10 protein-coding genes are annotated in these 19934 nt (G+C 71.0%); 4 read left to right on the top strand and 6 right to left on the bottom strand.

Annotated elements, in window-relative coordinates:
- Positions 1-311: 311 nt before the first annotated feature.
- The 4 genes from BBH68_RS23505 to BBH68_RS23520 form a co-directional block, all read right to left on the bottom strand.
- Positions 312-4439: an Eco57I restriction-modification methylase domain-containing protein gene (locus tag BBH68_RS23505; protein WP_065965459.1), complete on the bottom strand. Its 4128-nt coding sequence runs from the start codon at positions 4437-4439 to the stop codon at positions 312-314.
- Positions 4439-7387, bottom strand: a complete 2949-nt coding sequence (locus BBH68_RS23510; RefSeq protein WP_065965460.1) for a DEAD/DEAH box helicase — start codon at positions 7385-7387, stop codon at positions 4439-4441. Before BBH68_RS23510 ends, BBH68_RS23505 begins: the two co-directional genes overlap by 1 nt.
- A 55-nt stretch (positions 7388-7442) precedes the next feature.
- A complete protein-coding gene (locus BBH68_RS23515; protein WP_065965461.1) occupies positions 7443-13790 on the bottom strand; it encodes a protein kinase domain-containing protein in 6348 nt (2115 codons plus the stop codon).
- Positions 13791-13918: 128 nt separating this feature from the next.
- Positions 13919-15448 carry a helix-turn-helix domain-containing protein gene (locus BBH68_RS23520; RefSeq protein ID WP_065965462.1) on the bottom strand — a complete coding sequence of 510 codons (1530 nt, stop codon included), beginning with the start codon at positions 15446-15448 and terminating at the stop codon, positions 13919-13921.
- A 134-nt stretch (positions 15449-15582) separates the two neighbouring features.
- Here BBH68_RS23520 and BBH68_RS23525 point away from each other — a divergent pair, with 134 nt between their 5' ends.
- Together BBH68_RS23525 and BBH68_RS23530 are read left to right on the top strand one after the other, a co-directional pair.
- Positions 15583-16551, top strand: coding sequence for an SdpI family protein (locus BBH68_RS23525; RefSeq protein WP_104531380.1), 969 nt, complete (start codon positions 15583-15585; stop codon positions 16549-16551).
- Position 16552: 1 nt separating this feature from the next.
- Positions 16553-16915: a GntR family transcriptional regulator gene (locus BBH68_RS23530; protein WP_065965464.1), complete on the top strand. Its 363-nt coding sequence runs from the start codon at positions 16553-16555 to the stop codon at positions 16913-16915.
- A 15-nt stretch (positions 16916-16930) separates the two neighbouring features.
- On the opposite strand, the gene BBH68_RS23535 is transcribed toward BBH68_RS23530, so the two are convergent.
- Together BBH68_RS23535 and BBH68_RS23540 are read right to left on the bottom strand one after the other, a co-directional pair.
- Positions 16931-17497, bottom strand: a complete 567-nt coding sequence (locus BBH68_RS23535) for a Uma2 family endonuclease (protein WP_065965465.1) — start codon at positions 17495-17497, stop codon at positions 16931-16933.
- Positions 17498-17587: 90 nt separating this feature from the next.
- On the bottom strand, positions 17588-18481 hold the full coding sequence (locus BBH68_RS23540) for a ribonuclease BN (protein ID WP_245738246.1): 894 nt from the start codon (positions 18479-18481) through the stop codon (positions 17588-17590).
- A gap of 533 nt (positions 18482-19014) precedes the next feature.
- Between BBH68_RS23540 and BBH68_RS44315 the strand changes: the two genes are divergently transcribed.
- Both BBH68_RS44315 and BBH68_RS44320 read left to right on the top strand, forming a co-directional pair.
- Positions 19015-19260 (top strand): hypothetical protein, encoded by a 246-nt coding sequence (locus BBH68_RS44315; RefSeq protein ID WP_065965466.1) that lies wholly within the window; start codon positions 19015-19017, stop codon positions 19258-19260.
- Positions 19261-19305: 45 nt separating this feature from the next.
- Positions 19306-19770: a hypothetical protein gene (locus tag BBH68_RS44320; RefSeq protein WP_065965467.1), complete on the top strand. Its 465-nt coding sequence runs from the start codon at positions 19306-19308 to the stop codon at positions 19768-19770.
- Positions 19771-19934 lie beyond the last annotated feature (164 nt).

A 19934-nucleotide genomic window follows, 5' to 3' on the forward strand; every position in this document is an offset into this window, starting at 1 on the left:
TGCTCACGCTCCTGCACGGTCTGGTCGGCGGGCAGCGCGTTGACCAGAGCCCTGGCCCGGCTGAGCATGTAGCGCGCCTGGGCCCAGCGCTTGGCCTTGATCGCCGTGCGTATCAGTCCGAGGGATTGCTGCAACGCCTTGACCTTCGCCGCCTGCCGCCGGGGCATCGGGAACTCCGCCCCGCTGCCCCGACGCTGCCCGGCGGCACGCGTGCCCCAGTCCGCGCCCGACGTCAGGACGACGGCCGAGCGCGGGTTGCTGGTCTGGCTTCGGCGTACCACGAGATGTTCGTTCCTTGCGTGTGGGGCGGATCAGGCGTGGCGGGGGCCCTGGCCGGGGGGCGGGGTGAGGGTGGAGCGGTAGTTGCCGGACTCGCCCTCGATGAGCGGGTTCTCCAAGGTGAGACCGGCGGCGGCCATGCGGTCGTGCTCGGCGAGGATCAGGTTCTTGGTGCGGTACTCGCCGTGCGCCTTGATGTCGTTGTCGCGGACGACGTTGAAGGTGTCCAGAATGTAGGCAGTGTCGTCGCGGGTGATGCCGTAGAGGTGGAAGAAGAGGGCGTCCAGCTCGGCGCGGATGATGGCACGGCGCTCGGGGTCCCAGCGGAAGGGGGTGCCGGTGTCGCCTAGGTCGCGGGCGAACGCTTCCATGTCCGCAGCGGTGTAGGTGAGTTCGAGAAGGCGTGGAACGATCGAGTTCAGGTGGGGGGCCAGTTGGGCGGGGGTGGGGGTGGGCAACTGTCGAACGATGAAGAAGTTCATCGTAATTCCGCCGACCTTTTGTCGGCTTGCGAAGTCGTGCGCGAAGGATGACTGGCAAGCAATGAGTGATCCGAGACTAGCTGCGGGAAGGCTCGATGTCATGATTGGAACCTTGTTGCCAACTCCGGAACGCGAGAAAACGAACGAGATAGTGGTCCGCTCGTTACTCGTATTCGTGATGTCCCGCCATCCAAGCAGCCAATCCCGCTTCCACCCCCTCCTGGCCAGTCGGGTAGAGACTCCGGCTTCCTTGACTTCCTCTCCGGTCTTCTTGTCGAACTCGCCGTTAGTCCAGTCCTGTTCCGAGACCCAGTACCGGGGTAGGGGGACAGCAGATGCATCCTGGTGTTGATCCAGAGTGAAGCGGGGGAGAGTGCCCACGGCCAGTTGCTTCTCTGTGGCGTTCTCGTACGTGGAGAAGCGGTGGTCGTAGTGGTGGAGCATCTTCGCCTCGTATAGGGGGAGGAGCCGTTCGGCGCCGCGGACCAGGACGTTGCCGTCGAGACGCCAACCGCTATTGAGGAGATCGTTGAAGGTCTCACCGTTTTGGATGTTGGGACGGAAGAGGTGCGACTCATGCGACATGTGGAACATGGTCATGAATGAGACATCCCATGGATTCCCGTCCGAGCCCTTCGTCTCGTTGATCAGGACGGGGACCCGGCGGTAGATGCCGAGAGTGATCTCAACGTCGCGCCGACTGCGAAAGACGGGGCAGGTACCGGTGTTCGGGTTGAGGAGTTGGATGTCGCGGGCGGTGAGGGTGTAGGCGCGTTCGGGGATCTGGGCGACTTGGCGGACGCGGAAGGCGAAGGAGATGGGGTTGTCTGGGGTGCCGGAGCCTGCCATGCAGAACAAGGCGAAGTTCATGCTGTGATGGACGCTGGGGAAGACCTTCTCCTCATTCTCGAAACCGTAGAGAGCCACCAAATGGCCCTTCATGACGACATCCTTGAAGAAATACTGTGTACGTGCGTCTGTCGCGATGCCGGTTGGAATGATGACGCCAGTGCGACCTCGGCTGGAGGTTAGGACGCGGTCGCCCTCGGCGAAAAGTGCGTATAGATTGAGATTTCCCTGTCCGGTCAGTGGGTAGCGGGCTGAAGCGCGCAAGAAGTGACTCTCACCGTAGACCTTACGCTTTGCAAGCTCGTAGCTGCTGTGCAGGTGCATGGTGTCCGGGTTTTCCTTGAGTTCTCGGATCTTCTTCTTGCGGGCAGCTGTGTTGTTGGTTGCTGCAATCTCCGGAGCGCGCACTGCAAAGAACTCCGTCTCCGGAAAGTTCACGCTCTCCCACGGCGGATTCCCCACCACCGCGTCGAACCCTCCGGCCCAGCCCGTTCCTTCCTGAACCCCGACACCGGACTCCGGGACGGCGAACACCTCCGGGAACTCCAGGTGCCAGTGGAAGAAGCCGTACTGATCCCGCAGCCGCAGAATCTCCTCATGCGTGGCATCCGGCACAGCCGACTGGTCACGCCCCCGCAGAGCCCGGAACACCTGATCCGTCGGCGCCTCCGGCGCCCCCTCCCGCTTGGGCCAGACGAACGCGGCACACCACGCGTCAGCAGCGTGCAGGTCGTGCACATACGCGGTCGACTCCGTGTAGGCGCGGTACGCGGACTCCTGCGCCCGCACCTGCTTCAGGGAATCGGCAGGTGCAGCAGTGATCCGGGCCAGCTCAGCGGCGTAACGCTCATTGCCGGGCAGCGCATCCGTGTCGAACAGAAGCTCGTCCTGGCCACCGCGCTGGGCCTTGTTGCGCTTGACGAGCCCGGCCGCGTACTTCCGGTCGTCGCCCTCGATCGGCTTGAAGGCGTCGTCCGGAACACCGTCCGCCAGCAGCTTCGGCGTCGCGCCGATCAAGCCGTTCCCGTGCTTGACATGCGCGTCCAGGAAGCCGAGCGGCTTGCCCGGTTCCATGGCCTCGATCCACAGGGAGACCTTGGCCAGCTCCACGGCCATCGGGTTGAGGTCGACACCGTAGATGCAGCGCGCGACGACCTCGTGCAACGCGTGACGCATCGCGTCGACCGTCGGCTCCGGGTTGCGCTCCCGCACGGACGCCACGCGCTTGGCGATACGCCGCGCCGAGGCCACGAGGAAGTGTCCAGATCCACACGCCGGGTCACACACCATCAGCGACAGCAGCTCATCAACAATGTCATCCGTCGGATCGGGACGACCGGCCTCCGTGGCCCGCTGTTCGCCCCGCTTGACCGCGTCGTCTATGACCGGGTCGAGCGTCGTGTCCAGCAGGCACTCGATGAGCGAGGACGGCGTGTAGTAACTCCCGGTCGTCTTACGGCTGTTCCCAGCCACCTCGATCAGCTCGAACGAGCGGTCCGTCGCCGAGTGCTTCGGCTCCAGCTCCAGCAGGGACTCGTACACCGAGCCCAGCTCCTCCGCGTCCAAGTGGCGGTAGTCCACCGCCCGCCAGCGCCGCGCGCCCGGGTCGCGGACCTGGGCCAGGTGACGGACGGCGGCCAGCAACGACTCGTTGGACAGCTTCAGACCGTCCAGCGGGGCATCGGCATCCGTGTGGGTGAACAGGCCGCCGAGCCCCGGCAGCCCCAGCTCCGGGCGGCCATCCTCCGTACCCAGCGCGTCGAGGACGATCCGCAGAGCCTCGTACTGGTCGCCGTGTGCCGTGCCCTGACGCCGCCGGGCGCGCTGACGCAACCGCGCCGAGGAGAAGTACCGCTCGTACGCCTCCCGCTGCCGCTCGCCGGCCTCCGGGTCGAGCAGGGCATCGCGGTCCTCGGCGACGAAGACGAAGAGCAGACGGTAGACGAGGCGCAGCAGAGCATCCCGGAGCGCTTTCGGGTCGGTGTTCTCCCGCAGTCGCGCGTTGTCGGGGTGGCGCAGGAACCCCGTACCAAGCACCGTCAGCGCGTTCTGCACCCCCAGCCGGAGCTGGTCCAGCGCCCGCGCCCCCGAGGTGACGGCTTCGGTCCGCCACTTCTCCAGCCAGCACCCCGAGGGCGCCGCCCCCTCCGGCACCTCGAACCGCGACGCGTGCAGCAGGCTGTACAGCAGCACGAACTCGCTGAACAGCTCGCCGTCGAACATCGCCTCCAGGTCGAACTCGACGTAGGCGGCGGTGGAGAAGGACGAAGAGTCGCGCAGCAGCCGCAGGCGGCGGCCGTTGGTAAGTGCTGCCCACAGGTGGGCCTCGGTGCGGTTGAGGCAGTCCTGGAGCATGGACTGCGCGGGGACTTGCCCAGCCGCCGGGCGCTTGTCGAGCTCCTGGTTCCAGGGGATCAGATGGACGAGGGCCGGGCCGTGCCGGTGGGAGACCGGGAACCGCTTGTCCGGGTCCGAGTCGGCGGGAATGCCGTCCCCACCGACCTCCGTCAGCGCGCCGAAGTCCAGCTTGCGGAAGAGCTGGGCGAGCCAGTCGGTGCCCGCGCGGCCGGTCGGGTCGGCGGCGGGGGCGCCGGTGTTCGGGTCGGACGGCAGGGCGGTGCGCAGGTCGCGCCAGAGCGGCTTGAGGTACTCCCAGGCGCGCTCGGCCTCGTCGCGTACGGGGACCGAGGCGGGCAGGCCGTAGTCGGCGGGCTTGGTGCCCGGGAGGTTCCGCGCCTCGGCGATGCGCAGGAGCATGTCGGCGGGGAGCAGTCCGCCGACCGTGGTGACGGCGGTGAAGGCCAGGGCGGTGCGGGTGGCGGCGGACATCAGGCTTCGGCTCCCGGCGCGATAGAAACGGGCTGCTGCGGCAGATAGACGTACACGCCGAGGACATCGGCGGGCTCCTGCGGGACGACCTTCAGGCCGCGGACGATCTCCTCGTTGGCCTTGCGCACGCGGCGGTGCGAGGTGTCGAGTTCGGCGGCCAGGCGGGTGCCGTACTCCGTGAGGTGGGCGGACAGGTCCGGCAGGCCGTCCAGGGCGCGGGTGATCTGGTTGCGGGCCAGCTGCTCGTGGGTGTTGGCGGTGGCGCGGGCCGCGAGGAGGGCGGTGGCCGCGTCGTCGTCCAGCCAGCGGGCGCGCGCCGGCATCCCCTCGTAGGCGAGCAGCCGGGCGTCCTCCGCGACCAATTGCCGCTCTCCGGTGCGGGACGGCAGGGTGAGGTGGAAGCGGTAGCGGACCAGCAGGAGGGTGGTGCGGATGGTGACCGCGTCCGTGGTGACGACGCCACAGCGCCGGGCGGGGCGGGGGCCCGGGGTGTTCGCGTCGAGCGCCGAGTCCAGGACGTACGAGGCGATGGCGCCGATCACGGGGTCGGTGCGGACCAGCGCGGCCTCGCCGCGGGCGATCGCCGGTGTCGTACGGAAGGGGATCTCCCGGTCCTCCTCGATCAGCCGTCCGCCGAGCGTGGCGGCGAGCGCGTCGCGCAGGCCGGCCGGGGCGCCGCCGAGCTGGGCGGTGAAGTCGCCGGTGCCACCGCGTGGGTCGCGGACCAGCGCTTCCAGGTCGCGCAGCGCCTCCAGGGCGAAGCCGCGCACCTCGTCGGCGCCCCCGAGCGCGGCCCGTACGGCGGCGACCTCGCGGGCCACCTCCTCCGGGTGGATGGCGCGCTGGGCGTACTTGGAGCGGGACGTCTTCTCCCGCTCGGCGGCCGAGTTCCACTCGCGCTCGATGCGGTCGAACGACTCCTGGTGGCCGTCCACGTCGAACAGGCTTTCCTGGCTGCCCTGCCGTCCGTGCAGCAGCAGCCACTCCACCACCGCGTCGGTGACGCCGGAGGCGGTCTCGTCGGGGACGGAGACGGAGATGCCCAGGTCCTTCTTGATCTGCCGGTGCTTCTTGAACAGCACGTCCAGGACCTTGCCGTCGATGCCGTTGTCCTCGCCGTACATGGTGATGACACGGACCTGGTCGCGCTTCTGCCCGTAGCGGTCGACGCGGCCCTCCCGCTGGTCGTGGCGGGTGGGGTTCCAGGCCAGGTCGTAATGGACGACGGCGTCGAAGTGGTGCTGGAGGTTGACGCCCTCGGAGAGACAGTCCGTGGCGATCAGCACGCGGCGGGCGGCGGGGTCGCCGGCCTCCTCGGCGGATTCGGCGGCGAGCTGCTCGATGCGCTCAAGACGCTGCTGCGGGGAGAGGGTGCCGGTGACCGCGGCGATCTTGGTCTTCTTGCCGAGCTTGCCGTCGAGCTGCGTGGCGAGGTACTCAGCGGTGGGGATGTAACGGCAGAAGACGATCGGGTGGTAGCCGTCGGCGATCAGGCCCTTCAGATGCCGGGTGAGCGCCTTCAGTTTCGCGTCCTCGGCCGGTCCCACCAACTGTGCCGCCCGCTGCGAGAGTTCGAGCAGCCGGGCGCCCGCCTCCTCCGACTCGGCGGCGCCGGGGGCGACGTCCATGCCTTCCAGCCGGTCGTTCTCGGCGGAGTCGGCGGCCACCGGGGCGCCCAGCGCGTCCGCCTCCTGCGCGGTGCGGGCGGTGGCGGACTCGGAACGCGTCTTGAGGGTCTGCGCGGCGGCCGCGGGTGAGGACACCATCGAGCGCAGCAGCGCGATCACCGACCACCAGGCGATGCGGGCCTCCCGCTTGCCCTGCTCCCCGGCCGCCGTGACGCGGTCCCGCGCGTAGGCGATGGCGTCGTCGAGCAGCGCCCGGTAGGCGGGCGTCAGCTTGTACGGCTCGTCCTTGGTCCAGCGGTCGGACGGGAAGGCGGTCCGCTCGGCCAGGGAGTCGTCGGCGAGGCCGTCCTCCTTGGTGAGGTAGTCGCGGACGTCGGCGCGCTTGCGGGCCACGAAGTGCTCGGCGAGCTTCGCGCGCCCCGCCGCGGACTCCAGGTCCAGCGTGGCGAGTTCGGGCCGCACCAGGCCGAGCAGGTTGCGGAACGCGGACTCCTTGCCGGAGTGCGGGGTCGCGGTCAGCAGCAGCAGATGCCGGTCGGCGGTGGCGGAGATCCTGCGCAGCAGCTCGTAGCGGAGCTGGTTCGCCGCGGACGAGGTGCCGCCCTGTGCGGTGTCGTCGGCCGCCACGCAGGTGTGGGCCTCGTCGACGATCACCAGTTCGGGGCAGTGCCGGACGAAGTCCTCCCGGTGCCGGGTCGACTTGATGAAGTCCGTCGAGATGATCGTGCAGGGGTGCTTGTCGAACAGGGACTGGCCCAGCTCCAGGCCGCGCTCCAGCCGTGTCACCGTGGAGGCCAGGACCAGCTCGGCGTCGATGCCGAACTTCTCCCGCAGCTCGGACTGCCACTGCTCGGCCAGGGCGGGGGAGCACAGCACCGCCAGCCGGGTCGCCTCGCCCTGGGCGAGGAGTTCCTTGGCGATCAGGCCGGCCTCGACGGTCTTGCCGATACCGACGTCGTCCGAGATCAGCAGCCGCACGGTGCGCTGCCGCAGCGCCATCAGCAGCGGCACCAGCTGGTAGGCCCGGGGCTCGACGGCGATCGACGCCAGCGAGCGGAACGGGCCCGCACCCGAGCGGAACCCGATGCGCAGCGCCGTGCGCAGCAGACCGGCGGCCCGCTGGTCGCCCAGGTCGGCCGGGCTCGGCGCCGCGAACTCGGCCGGGCGCACCTCCTCGAAGGTGGGGAAGACGGCCGCGATGTCGTCCTCGCTCCCGCCCAGGGGGCGCAGCACCAGCATGTCGGGGGCGCTCTCGGGCAGCACCACCCATTCCCGGCCACGGGCGGCGACCAGGGAGCCGGCTGTGTACGTGAGGCTCATGAGATGTCTCGGTTTCCTTGGGATCGAGAGGGGGGCGACAGGAGGGGTGCGACGATCAACGGAGGCGGAAGTAGGCGGCGTTGTGCTCGATGATGGCGTCCCAGTCCGCGTCCGTGGGGAAGCGCAGGACGTCCCAGCCGGCGTCCTCCAGGCGGTACCCGGCCTCGACGTCGCGGGTGGAGTCGGCCGTGTGGCCGGGGACGTCGACGAACACGGCGAGGTTGGCCCCGTCCAGGCGGAAGACGAGGTCGGGGCACGCCCCGGCCTCCGGGACCAGGACGCCGGCCTCGTCCGGCAGCCGGTAGCCCTTCGCCCGCAGCCAGCCGAGCAGGTCACCGCCCGCGACGAGGGCCGCCAGATCGGCCTCCACCGGGGTCGGCGAGGCGCTGTGGGACATGGCCGCCGGGGCGAGCCTGCGGAAGGCTTCGCTCCGGGACTCGCCGCGGTCCTCCCGCTCGGTGCGGGCCTGGGCCAGCCGCTCCAGCAGCGGGCGGGCGGCGTGCCGGCTCAGCTGGCGGTGGTGGGTCTGGTTGGCGTAGGTCAGCAGGCAGGCGTAGCAGCCGCGGGCGCACTTCTCGCCGCCCGCGGGGCCGCCCTCGTCCTCGCCGAAATGGCAGATCTCCAGCGCGGTCCGGGCGGCCTTGGCGAGGGCGTGCCTGTCGTGCTGGATCCGGCGCAGCACCCCGGCGCCGCCCTCGGCGGCCTCCGTGAACAGCATGCGGCGGCGCGGGCCGTCGTCCGGCGGCAGCAGCTCCGCGGTCAGCTCGGAGTCCTCCAGCTCGAACGCCGCCTCGATGCCCCGCTCCAGCGCGTACAGGAACGACAGGGCCACCGGCTCGGGCAGCGGCTCCTCCAGGGTGACCACGAGGATGTTGCGGCGGTCCTCCACGAAGGGCAGGACCCGCTTCTTGCGGCGCTTCTCGTTGCCGTCCTCGTCGACCACCGGCATGCCGGTGCCCTCGATGGCGTCCGCGGCGGCCCGGTCGTTGAGCCAGCGGCCGTCGCCCAGGTCCAGCCAGTAGCCGTCCGGCTCGCCCTCCTTGTCGCGGACCCGGCCGAGGTTGGTGATCCGGACGGTCGCGGAGTCGCCGTAGTCCAGGTCGAGGACGGGCGCCCCGTCGGCGTCGGCGACATGCGAGGTGAGCCGCCCCTTGCGGGCCCCGTGGTCCTGGAACGCGTACGAGGTCTCCAGCCGGAAACCGGCCCGGCGGCGCTCCTCCTCGTCGGAGGAGATCCGCTCGCGCGGCGTGGTGTACACGGTGTGGAGGTGGAGCAGGCCGGTGCGCTTGCCGTACAGCTCCTCCCCGCACATCGTGCACGTGTCGGAGCCGGGCTTGACGGCGTAGTGGTAGCCGCAGCCGTCGCAGCGGCGCGCCTCCGCCGTCGCCAGCTCGCCCGAGGCGTCCGGCGGCAGCTGCACCCGGGTGACCTGATAGCGGGCGCCCTCGTGGTAGATGAGCGCGCCCGGGCCGAACTCGCGGATCGCGAGGAAGCGGGGACGCTGCAAGTAGTCGCCGTCGGCGTTGCGGCGGTTGCCGGAGCGCGGGATGTACGCGGCCAGCGGCAGCCGCGGGAAGCTGTAGCCGGGCAGGAACCCCTCGGACGCCAGGTAGCGGTACGGATTGAAGTCGCTCATCACCGACTTGCTGTCGACGGAGCGGTTCAGCAGGAGGTTCGTCTGCGTCTCCGCCTCCCGGCGGCGAGAGCGCGCCCGGCTCTGCTCGCCCGGGGAGAGGGTGTGGTCCACGACGCGCTTGTTCTGCTCGTACTGGTCGATGACGGCGGCCCGGAACAGATCCCGCCACCGATCGAAGGAGGCGTCGAACTTCTCCGGGGCCCGCTCGATCCGGTCCTCGATCCACTCGTCGTACCACCAGGTGGTCGACTCGAAGTCCGCGATCAGCGGGGCGAGGACGGTACGGGCGGTGGCGGCCGCGCGCCTGCGGGCGTCCTCGTCCAGGGACGCGCTGAGGATGTCCGGGAGGAGGGGCAGCGGCATGTGGGGGTCGGGGCGGTCGTCCCCGTCGGGGTCGTAGGCGACGTCGACGACCTCCGGGATCGCGGTGCCGAGCTTCATCCCGGTCTCCGCCAGCCAGATGCCCTGCAGATGCGAGCGCACCAGGTCCTCGTTGGCCAGGTCCAGGCGCGGCGGGGCCACCTGCCCCGACACCATGGCCTGGGAGCGGCGGAAGTAGTACTGGTCGTGGCTGTTGCCCGTCGCGCAGTACGTCGTCACCAGCGCGGGCTGACCGGAACGGCCCGCCCGGCCCGAGCGCTGCGCGTAGTTCGCCGGGGTCGGCGGCACGTTGCGCATCATCACCGCGTTGAGCGAGGAGATGTCCACGCCCAGCTCCATCGTCGGCGAGCAGTACAGCAGCGGCAGTTCGGCGTCGCGGAACTGCCGCTCGCGCTCCAGCCGGTCCTCCGGGGTGACCTGCGCGGTGTGCTCCCGCGCGTAGAGGCCGGCCAGCTCGGCGGCCGCGGTGCGGTACAGGTCGCGGAAGAACGGGTTGACGCGCGGGCCCTCGCCGCTGGTGTAGGTGCGCGCCAGGGGATCGACCGCGCCCCGCTCTCCGGTCCCGGCCCGCCAGATCAGCGCGGCGGCCGACACCCGGTAACCGGTGCGCTTCTGCGCCGCGCGGCGGCGGTAGGCCGGACCGGACTGCTCGGGGGTCGCGTCCACTTCGCGCACCAGGTCGGCGTCGCGCAGTACCGTCAACAGGTCCTCGATGACCTTCTGGACGTCGTCGAGGGGAAGGTCGCGCAGGTCCGGCATGTTGCGCCGCAGATACTTGCCGAACTTGCCGCGGGCCGAAAGGAACTGAGCGGTCCGCTCCATACCCGGCCGTGAGCCGTATGGGTAGGCGGTGCCCACCGCGGGCCGGTCGCTCTCACTGAGCACCCACGGCCCGGTCAGGCGCTCCTCGCTCGCCCGCTGCAAGGTGTCGAAGTCGTCGCGGAAGTACTGCACATCGATGGCGAGGGCACGCCGCATGAAGTCGAGCAGCGTCCGGGCGACCTCCTCGCGCAGGGCAGGATCGGCGTCGCGCAGCGCGGCGTGCGCGGACTGCCAGCGTTCGGGGTGGGCGGCGATCCAGGCCAGGTCCTCGTAGTCGATCCGCAGCAGCCCCGTCTGCTCCAGGTTCGGCATCGTGATGCGCCAGCCGCGCTCCAGATCGCGGTACAGGCGGTATCCCACGACGTCCCGGAACGCCTTCGTGGCCCGGCGCTCCATGGACGGAGGCAGGTCGGTGCCGGCCGCGTACTCGCGCGGGGTGAGGCCCATCACCTCGGTGACGGCCTCGGCCAGGTCGTCGTGGCGCAGCCCCTCTTCACCGGCCCGTACCGCGGCCTGATAGAGGGCGCCACGCAACTGGGTCACCTGGGCGAAGTCGTTGAAGTGCCCGGCCTGGAGCGAGGCGTCCTGCCGGTTGTCGACGAAGGTGAGGAGCTTGCGCGCCTCCTTGCCCAGGCTCTCCTCCGGCACCGCCCGCAGGGACTTCACGATGGACGCGGAGATCAGCGAGGTCGCCGAGGAACGCCCCTCCTGGTCGAGGGTGGCCAGCTTGGCGAAGTCCCGGCCGCGGGTCTGCTCGTAGGAGACCTGGCAGTGCACGCAGAACAGGAACGGTGCCGGGACGAAGGCCGCCACCAGCCCCTCACCCGACTCGTGTCCGTGGGCGTCCACGACGACCCGCTTGGGCAGCCGTGGCCGGTAGGACTTCTTGACGACCGTCACGCCCTGCGCGTCCGGCTCCAGCCACGACTCCGGCAGCCGCCGGTCGTCCACGGCCTTCTGCGGGTCGGCCGGCCACTCGTAGTCCTCCCCGGGGATGCCCAGGTACAGATAGCCCTCGCCCTCACGGCCCCCGGAGGCGGAGGTGTCCCGGCGCGGTTCGTAACCAAACGCGCCGCCGTCCTCCGTGCGCCAGACGGTCAGGTACTCCTGGCCGCACTCACGGCAGAACGCCAGCGGGAACAGCGGCTTGCCGTCGCTGTCCGGCTGTTCCAGCTGGTAGGTGCGGGTGAGCGGCCGGGTGAGCGGGTCCTCGAGCGTCGTGTAGACGGTGTCGCCCTTGGAGAGGAACTGGTGCAGCCGGAACGCGAACAGCGGCCGCTCCGTCACGGGATGCTTGGCCTGCGCACCCGCCTCCAGGGTCGTCCGGATCGCCTCGCGCACGCTCTCCTCGGGCACCCCGGACTGCGCGGCCAGCTTGGCCGCCGCCTTCTCGACGGTGCCCGGGGCGCGGCGGCGAAACCGCCCCGTGCCCTCCTCGCGCTCCAGGCCGAACCGGGACTCCACCCAGCGGGCCAGCGGGTCCTTCGTCAGCGCCTCGTACGAGCGGGGCGCGGCCGGCACCCGCAGCCGCTCGGCGGGCACGGTCTCCGGGGCCTCCTCGGTCGCCCGGACCAGGGTCTCGCCGATGACCCGCTTCGGCAGCACCGGCGTACCGAACAGCCGGCCGGCGACCCTGGCCACCTCGCGCTGCTGGTCTTCCCAGGAGCCCTCGGTGGACATGGTCGCCGAGGTGCCGATGCACTGCAGGGTCGAGGACGCGCGGCAGGCCTCCCGCACCCGGCGGATCAGGAACGCCACGTCCGCGCCCTGCCTGCCCCGGTAGGTGTGCAACTCGTCGAAGACGAGGAACTGAAGCCCCTCGGCCATGCGGATCAGGCTGGACCGGTCGTCCGGCCGGGTCAGCATCAGCTCCAGCATCACGTAGTTGGTCAGCAGGATGTCCGGGGGGTTCTTGCGCAGCTCCCGGCGGTCCTCGTCGGACTCCTGGCCGGTGTAGCGGGCGAAGGTGACGGGCTCCCGGCCCTTCCCGAACCCGTGGCGCAGATACTTCTCCAGCTCACCGAGCTGTGAGTTGGCCAGCGCGTTCATGGGATAGACGACGATCGCGCGCACGCGGCCACCCGCGTCCGGTCCCGCCGCCTGACGCTCCTTCAGTACGCGGTCCACGATCGGGACGATGTACGCCAGCGACTTGCCGGAACCGGTGCCCGTGGTGAGCACATAGGAGTCGCCCGCCTGCGCGGCCTCGATCGCCTGCCGCTGGTGGAGATGGAAGGTCAGGGGCCGGCCGTCCGGGCGCGGCGAGGTCTCCTTCTTGCCGGCCTGGAAGATCTCCGCGCACTTCGGATGCAGCACTTCGTCCCGCACGAGGTCGGTGACCTGGCCGCCGTCGGCGAAGAACGGGTTCAGGGACAGCCACGGGTCGGGCCACTGCGACTTCGCCGCCAGGTCGTCCTCGACGAAACCGGCGATGCGGGCGTCCCTGATCACCGTGGCGCTCTTGGTGAAGCTTTCGTACTCGCTGATCAGGTCGGCGTGGATGCCGAAGACGTCCATCGCCTCGGGCAGGCGCGGCTCCCTGCGCGGCACGGGTGCGGGGGCGGCCGGCGCGGGCTCGGGGAGCAGGGCGCGCAGCCGTGCCACCGGGTCCATCACCTGCCAGTGCGGAGCCAGCAGGGCGGCCGTGTCGTCCCGTGCGAGCGCGAGCGGGACCAGCGCCTCGCGCACCAGGGCGGCGTTCTCGGGCCGGAGTTCGGCGTCCTTCTCCAGGAGGCGGTCCACCAGCCGGACCAGCTCGGGGGGCAGGTCCGGGCGCACCAGTGTCAGTCGCGGCGGCCGCTCGTGCTGGTGCTGTTCGGACAGCTCGTAGGGGGTTCTGGCGGAGAACGGCGGCCGTCCGATCAGCAGCTCGTACACGATGCAGCCGAGCGCGTAGAGGTCGGCCGACGCAGAAACCCGCTCGGCGCGGAACTGCTCGGGTGCCATGTACCGCGCCGTGCCGACGCTGACGCCGGTGCTGGTCAGCCTGGTCTGGTCGGGGTCGTCGACGACCGAGCCCATGCCGAAGTCGAGGACCTTGACGGTGCCGTCGCGGGTCAGCATCGCATTGGCCGGCTTCAGATCGCGGTGGACGACCCCGGCGGTGTGGGCGGCGGCGAGCCCCGCGGCGATCTGCGCCCCGATGGCGGCGACCCAGGAGACGGGCAGCTGCGGCTCCTCGTCGATGAGGTCCGCGAGGGGGTGGCCGTCCAGCAGTTCCATGGCCAGGTAGGGCAGGCCACTGCCGCCCGGCGTGCGGTCCACGCCACCGTCGATCAGCAGGGTGAGGTTGGGGTGGCCCTGGGAGAGCATGCGCATGATCCGCACTTCACGGCGGAAACGGTCGATCTCCTTGCTCGGCCCCGACGCGTCGACGGCGACTCCGGTCCGGGCCCGGAGCACGGTCTTGACCGCGACCTCCTGGTGCGGGGAGTCCGGGGCGGCCCGAAGGTCCCGGGCCCGGTGCACCTCGCCCATGTTCCCGCGCCCCAGAATCCCCGTGATCCGGAACCGTCCGTCGACCGTCTCCTGGCCCACTGGCCCTCCCCGCTTCACCCGTCGCATACAAGGTGGGTACGTTCCGTAGGGAGCGTATACCTTCACCTGTTGACGAGGATGGCACCTTCGCGTTGACGTCGTCAACAGATGGCGGGGAGTTGGTCAGGGCAACACGGCGTTATCGCCGGGCGTGCTCAGATGTCGCGGAAGGTCTCGATCTGCGCGCCGATCGAGTTCAGCCGCTCCGCCAGGTCCTCGTAACCCCGGTTGATCACATACACGTTGCGCAGGACCGAGGTCCCCGGCGCCGCCAGCATCGCCAGCAGGACCACCACCGCGGGCCGCAGCGCCGGCGGGCACATCATCTCGGCCGTGCGCCACCGGGTCGGGCCCTCCACCAGGACCCGGTGCGGGTCGAGGAGCTTGACGTGGGCGCCCAGGCGGTTCAACTCGGTCAGGTAGATGGCCCGGTTGTCGTAGACCCAGTCGTGGATCAGCGTGGAGCCCTGCGCGGAGGCGGCGATGGCCGCGAAGAAGGGCACGTTGTCGATGTTGATGCCGGGGAACGGCATCGGGTGGATCTTGTCGATCGGGGCCTGGAGCTTGGAGGGCCGTACGGTCAGGTCGACCAGCCGGGTGCGGCCGTTGTCGGCCGCGTACTCGATGCCGCGCTCGTGGTCCAGGCCCATCTCCTCGAGCACCGCCAGCTCGATCTCCAGGAACTCCACCGGGACCCGCCGGATCGTCAGCTCCGACTCCGTGACCACCGCGGCGGCGAGCAGGCTCATCGCCTCGACCGGGTCCTCGGAGGGGGAGAAGTCCACGTCCCGGTCGATGCGGGGGACGCCGTGCACGGTGAGGGTGGTGGTGCCCACTCCCTCGACCTTGACCCCCAACTCCTCGAGGAAGAAGCACAGGTCCTGGACCATGTAGTTGGGGGAGGCGTTGCGGATAACGGTGACGCCGTCGTGGCGGGCCGCGGCCAGCAGGGCGTTCTCGGTGACCGTGTCGCCGCGCTCGGTCAGGACGATGGCGCGGGTGGGGGCCACCGTGCGGTCCACCCGCGCGTGGTACATCCCGTCCGTGGCGGTCACTTCGAGGCCGAAGGGGCGCAGCGCGGTCATGTGCGGCTGGACGGTGCGGGTGCCGAGGTCGCAGCCGCCCGCGTAGGGGATCTTGAACTGTTCCATGCGGTGCAGCAGGGGGCCGAGGAACATGATGACGCTGCGGGTGCGGCGGGCGGCCTCGGTGTCCATCGCGTCGAGGTCCAGCTCGGCGGGCGGCACGATCTCCAGATCGGCCCCGTCGTTGATCCAGCGGGTGCGGACGCCGACGCTGTTCAGCACCTCCAGGATCCGGTAGACCTCCTCGATCCGGGCGACCCTTCGCAGCGTCGTACGGCCCGAGTTGAGCAGCGTGGCGCACAGCAGGGCGACGCACGCGTTCTTGCTCGTCTTGACGTCGATGGCGCCCGAGAGGCGGCGGCCGCCGACGACCCGCAGATGCATCGGCCCCGCGTAGCCGAGCGAGACGATCTCGCTGTCGAGCGCCTCGCCGATCCTGGCGATCATCTCAAGGCTGATGTTCTGGTTGCCGCGCTCAATACGGTTGACCGCGCTCTGGCTTGTGCCCAGAGCCTCCGCGAGCTGCGACTGGGTCCAGCCGCGATGCTGGCGGGCGTCACGGATGAGCTTGCCGATGCGGGAGAGGTAGTCATCAGTCATACGGGAGAGGCTATCTCAGATATGAGATGCAGGCGTGACGGGGGTGGCGATCGGGTGAGGGGTGCGCGAGGCCCTGCCCGGTCGGGTGATCGCGCGCGATTGTTCTACTAGTATGCGAACAATAGGAGGTGCTCGTGAATCAGTCCCCGCGCCGCACGCTGGTCGTCGTCCTCCCCTTCGCCCTGGCCTGCGCCGCCGTCGTCACCACGTACGCGGCCCTGCGCGACCGGCTGCCGGACCCGCTCGCCACCCACTTCCCGGCGAGCGGCAGGGCCGACGGGTTCTCCGGCGCGGGCTCCTTCGTCGGGGTGGCCGTCGCGCTCCTCGCGGTCCAGGGGGCGGTCTTCGCCGTGCTCGCCCACCGCACGAGCCGGAGCCTGGGCTCGCTGCGCCCGCTGATCGCCTGCGCGTACGGCGAGTCGGGGCTGCTGGGCTACGCGTTCCCCGCCACGCTCTTCGCCAACGCCGACGTCCCCGACGCCGCCGATGTCCGCTTCCCCATGTGGCAGCTGGCCGTGGCCCTGGCCTGCGCCCTGCCCGCCGGCGCGGTCGGCTGGCTGCTGGCGGGCGCGGACGCGCGGTCCGCCGACCGGCCCGCCGGCGAGCCGCACCGCCTGCCGCTGGGCAAGGGCGAGGTCGCCAGCTGGACGCGCACCGTCACCTCGCGCGTGCTGCTGGCGGTGGGGGCCGCCCTCGTCGGCGCGGGCGCCATACTGGCCTTCGCCGTGAACCCGGGGAGCGGGCTGCCGATGACGATCATGGGGGTGATCTCCGTGCTGCTGTCCGCCTGCCGGGTGACCGTCGACCGGCGCGGCCTGACCGTGACCCCGCCCGTGGTCCGGCGGCCCCGGCTGCGGGTGCCGCTCGGCCGCATCGAGGAGGCCACGAGCCGCCCGGTGGACGCCTTCGGCGACTTCGGCGGCTGGGGCTACCGGATCCGGGCCGGGCGCAGCGGCCTGGTCATGCGCTCCGGCGACGCGCTGTGCCTGCGGCTGACCACCGGAAAGGAGTTCGTGGTGACGGTGGACGATGCCCGCACCGCCGCGGCCCTGCTCAACACCCTCGTCGACCGCGGCGCGGGCCGCCCGGCGGACGCGAGCTGACATGCTGTTCACGGTCGACCCCGGCTCCCCGGTCCCGCTCGGCGACCAGATCGCCTCCTCCGTACGCCGCGCCATCGCCGACGGCACCGTCCACCCCGGCGAACGCCTCCCCGCCGCCCGCGCCCTCGCCGACTCCCTCGGCGTCAATGTGCACACCGTCCTCCGCGGCTACCAGCGGCTCCGCGAAGAGGGCCTGATCGAACTCCGCCGCGGCCGCGGCGCGGTCGTCACCGGCGCCACCACCTCCCCCGGCCGCGCCCGCCTCGTCGAGGAGGTCCACGGCCTGGTCGCCCGGGCCCGCGCGATCGGCCTCTCGGACGACGAGCTCCTCGCCCTCGTCCGCACCCGCCTCACGGGCGGCTGAGCCCGCCGGCGGCCGTCAGAACTCCGAGGTGTCCAGCTCCAGGTCGAACGGCTCGGGGAGCCGGATCGGCGTACCGAACGGATGCGGGCCGTGCACCTCGGTGTAGCCCAGGTCCCCGGGCTCGCTGTAGAGCGTGCAGGTGCGCTCCTGCCGGTCGACCAGCAGATACAGCGGGGCGCGGTACTCGGCGTAGCGGCGGCGCTTCACGATCCGGTCGGTGTCTCCGTTCGAGTCCGAGGTGACCTCGACGACCAGCAGGGTCTGGTCGGGCAACAGTGCCCTGGCCTCTGCCAGCTCTTCAGGTACTACCGCCACGTCGGGCACGTACCAGTTAGTGCTGCCGGGCAGGTCCAAATTGCCTGACCCCGCTACACACCCGAGCTTGGATACGACCGGCGCGATCTGGTTACGGATCTTGTCGGCTGCCTTCTCATGGCCCCAGGTCGGAGACAACGGTTCGATGACCCCCTCGACGATCTGCACCCGGTCGTCCCCCCGGACGTGCTGGATCGCGTACTTAAGTGCGGTTTCGGGGTCGTCGGCCACGTACGAAGCCGTGTCCGAATGGGGTTGCACGCTCATCGGTCCTCCACCAGGCGACGTAACTGCAGCATGACGACTGCGGAAGGTCTATCGCAATCCTTCACGACGTGGGGCGTTTCTCCCCAGCGATCACTCGTATCGGTGACCGGCCGCCCCCGCCCCCGACCCCGCCCCGTCACCCGCCGGCAGGCCGGCGAGCCGGGCGTACCACGCGGAGGTGGCCACCAGCTGGCCGATCGCGAGGCCCGCCACCACGATCAGGAACATCACGATGAGCCAGGACAGCAGCGTGAACACGGGACCGAGGGGGCCGAAGTCGCCGAGGCTGCGGTTCATGGCGAAGGGCATGAGCAGACGGGAGGCGTAGCCCAGCAGCACGGTGCCGGTGCCCGCGAGGACCGCGCCGGGGAGCAGGAGCAGCCAGTCGACCCGGCCGCCCAGCAGGAGGTGCTGGGTCCACCACCACAGCAGGACGGCCGACAGCAGGGAGAACACGAGCCCCGAGACGATCCCGGTGCCGAAGCCCCTGCGCAGCGGCGCCTGTACGAGCAGCACCGCCAGCCACACCAGCAGCCACAGCAGCCAGCGCCACGCCGCCACGCGGAGGCCCGCCCTGGGCAGTTTCCAGCACCGCTCGCAGACCGCTTGCAGGGCGCGGCTGAAGGCCGTCGCCGACACCAGCGCCACCACGATGCCCACGGCACCCGACGGGGTCCTGGCGGTGCCGGACGCGGCGAGGGCCCGGCGCACCTCGTCCAGCGCTTCGCCACGCACGCCCACGACGGAGCGCACGGAGTCCGTCAGCAGGCCCTTCAGCCCCTGGGGGGCGAACGCGGACACCGCCATCAGCAGCGGCAGGGCCGTCAGGAACGCCTGGGCGGCCAGCCGCATGGCGGCCTCCACGGTGTTCACCGCCAGGAGCCGTTCGGCCAGCCCGGCGACCGCTGGCGAGCGCGCCGCGGCCAGGACACTCCGTGCTCTGCCGAACCGGGGTGGCCGGTGTTCGTCTCCGCCGGAACTCACCGCCTGCCTCCTGCGTTCCAGGCTGCCACCTCGGACGGTCGGGCCGGTTCACCGCTGCCGCCGCCACCGATAAGGGGCTCTCCGCCACCGATAAGGGGCTCTCGTGACGTTCGCCCGCCGCCGACGCGAGGATGCCGAGCAGCGCCAGGACGAGGACGACCACGCCCAGCACGAGCGCCACGGACGCCGGGGTGGGGTGGTTCCACAGGACGAGGGCGAGCGCGCCGCCGGTGATGACGACCCCGGTGGTCCAGGCGCGGTGGGCGTCCAGCCAGCGGCCCGTACCACCCGTGCGCGCACCGGTGCGGGCCAGCGCCCGGCCGGTGGCGCCGGTGGCGCGGGCGGCCCCCGAGCGCACGGCGCGGGCGCCGCGCCCGGGGCCGTACAGATAGCCGGACACCACGGTGATCACCGCGATGACCAGGATCGTGCGGGTGGACTCGCGCAGGAAGCGTACGAAGGTGTCGTAGATGGTGGCGGCGGCGTCGGCGGGCAGCGTGGTGGGCGGGACGGAGCCCAGATAGACCTGGCGCATGACGGCGAGGCCGACGAGCAGCACCAGCATCATCACCGCGACGCCCACGCCGACGCTCATCAGCGCCACCCGGTGCGCGGGGGCCGTCCACACGGCGAGCGCGGCGAGCACGATCGCGGCGACCGGCAGCCACAGGCCCAGCACATCGAGCAGCCGCATGGCGTTCTGCGCCTTGTCGAGCTTCTCGACCCGCAGCAGCGGGACCGTACGCTCCACGGTGGGGATCTTCGCGGCCTTCTCGTAGCCCGCCTGCACCAGCCGGCGCTTGACGTTGTCGATGAGGGTGCCGATGTCCAGGACGACGGTGTTCCCCCTGGCCTGGACGGCGCTGGGCCCCTCACCGGTGAGGACCTTCACCACGGCGGCGTGTGCCCGGCGGTTGGCGGCGGTCCACACCTGGGCGAACTGGTCGCTGCGCACCACCTTGGCCACCACGTCGTGCACGCCCGTGGTCAGGGCGGTCTTCAGCGGCCCGGTCAGCAGCCGGGCGCTGTCGGCCACCCGGGGCGGGGCGCCGACCCGGTCGAGGGCCCTGGAGAGGGCGGCGGTGAGACCGGCCACGTCCACGTTGTCGACCACGCGCTTGGTGAGCCGGTCGGTCACCGCGTTCTGCACGGCGGGTTCGGAGGCCAGCGGGGCCACGGTCTGCACGTACCGGTCGGTGTCGGCGACCTCCTCGTGCGTCCAGGTGGCCACCACGGCGAGCGGGGCGAGCAGCACGGCCAGCACCAGCAGCACCGACGCGGCGGCGTAGCGCAGCCGGCGGTGGCGGACGGCCGCCGCCTTGCGCAGCCGTTCGTACTCCTGGCGCTCGACGGCGTTCAGTGGCGGCTGTGAGGGAACCCCGGAGGGAGAGCCGGAGGGAGGTTCCGAGGGAGATCCGGACGGGGGTTCCGAGGGAGGTTCCGAGGGGGGAGT

Origin of the sequence: Streptomyces sparsogenes (genome assembly GCF_001704635.1) — a bacterium.
Lineage (GTDB): Bacteria > Actinomycetota > Actinomycetes > Streptomycetales > Streptomycetaceae > Streptomyces > Streptomyces sparsogenes.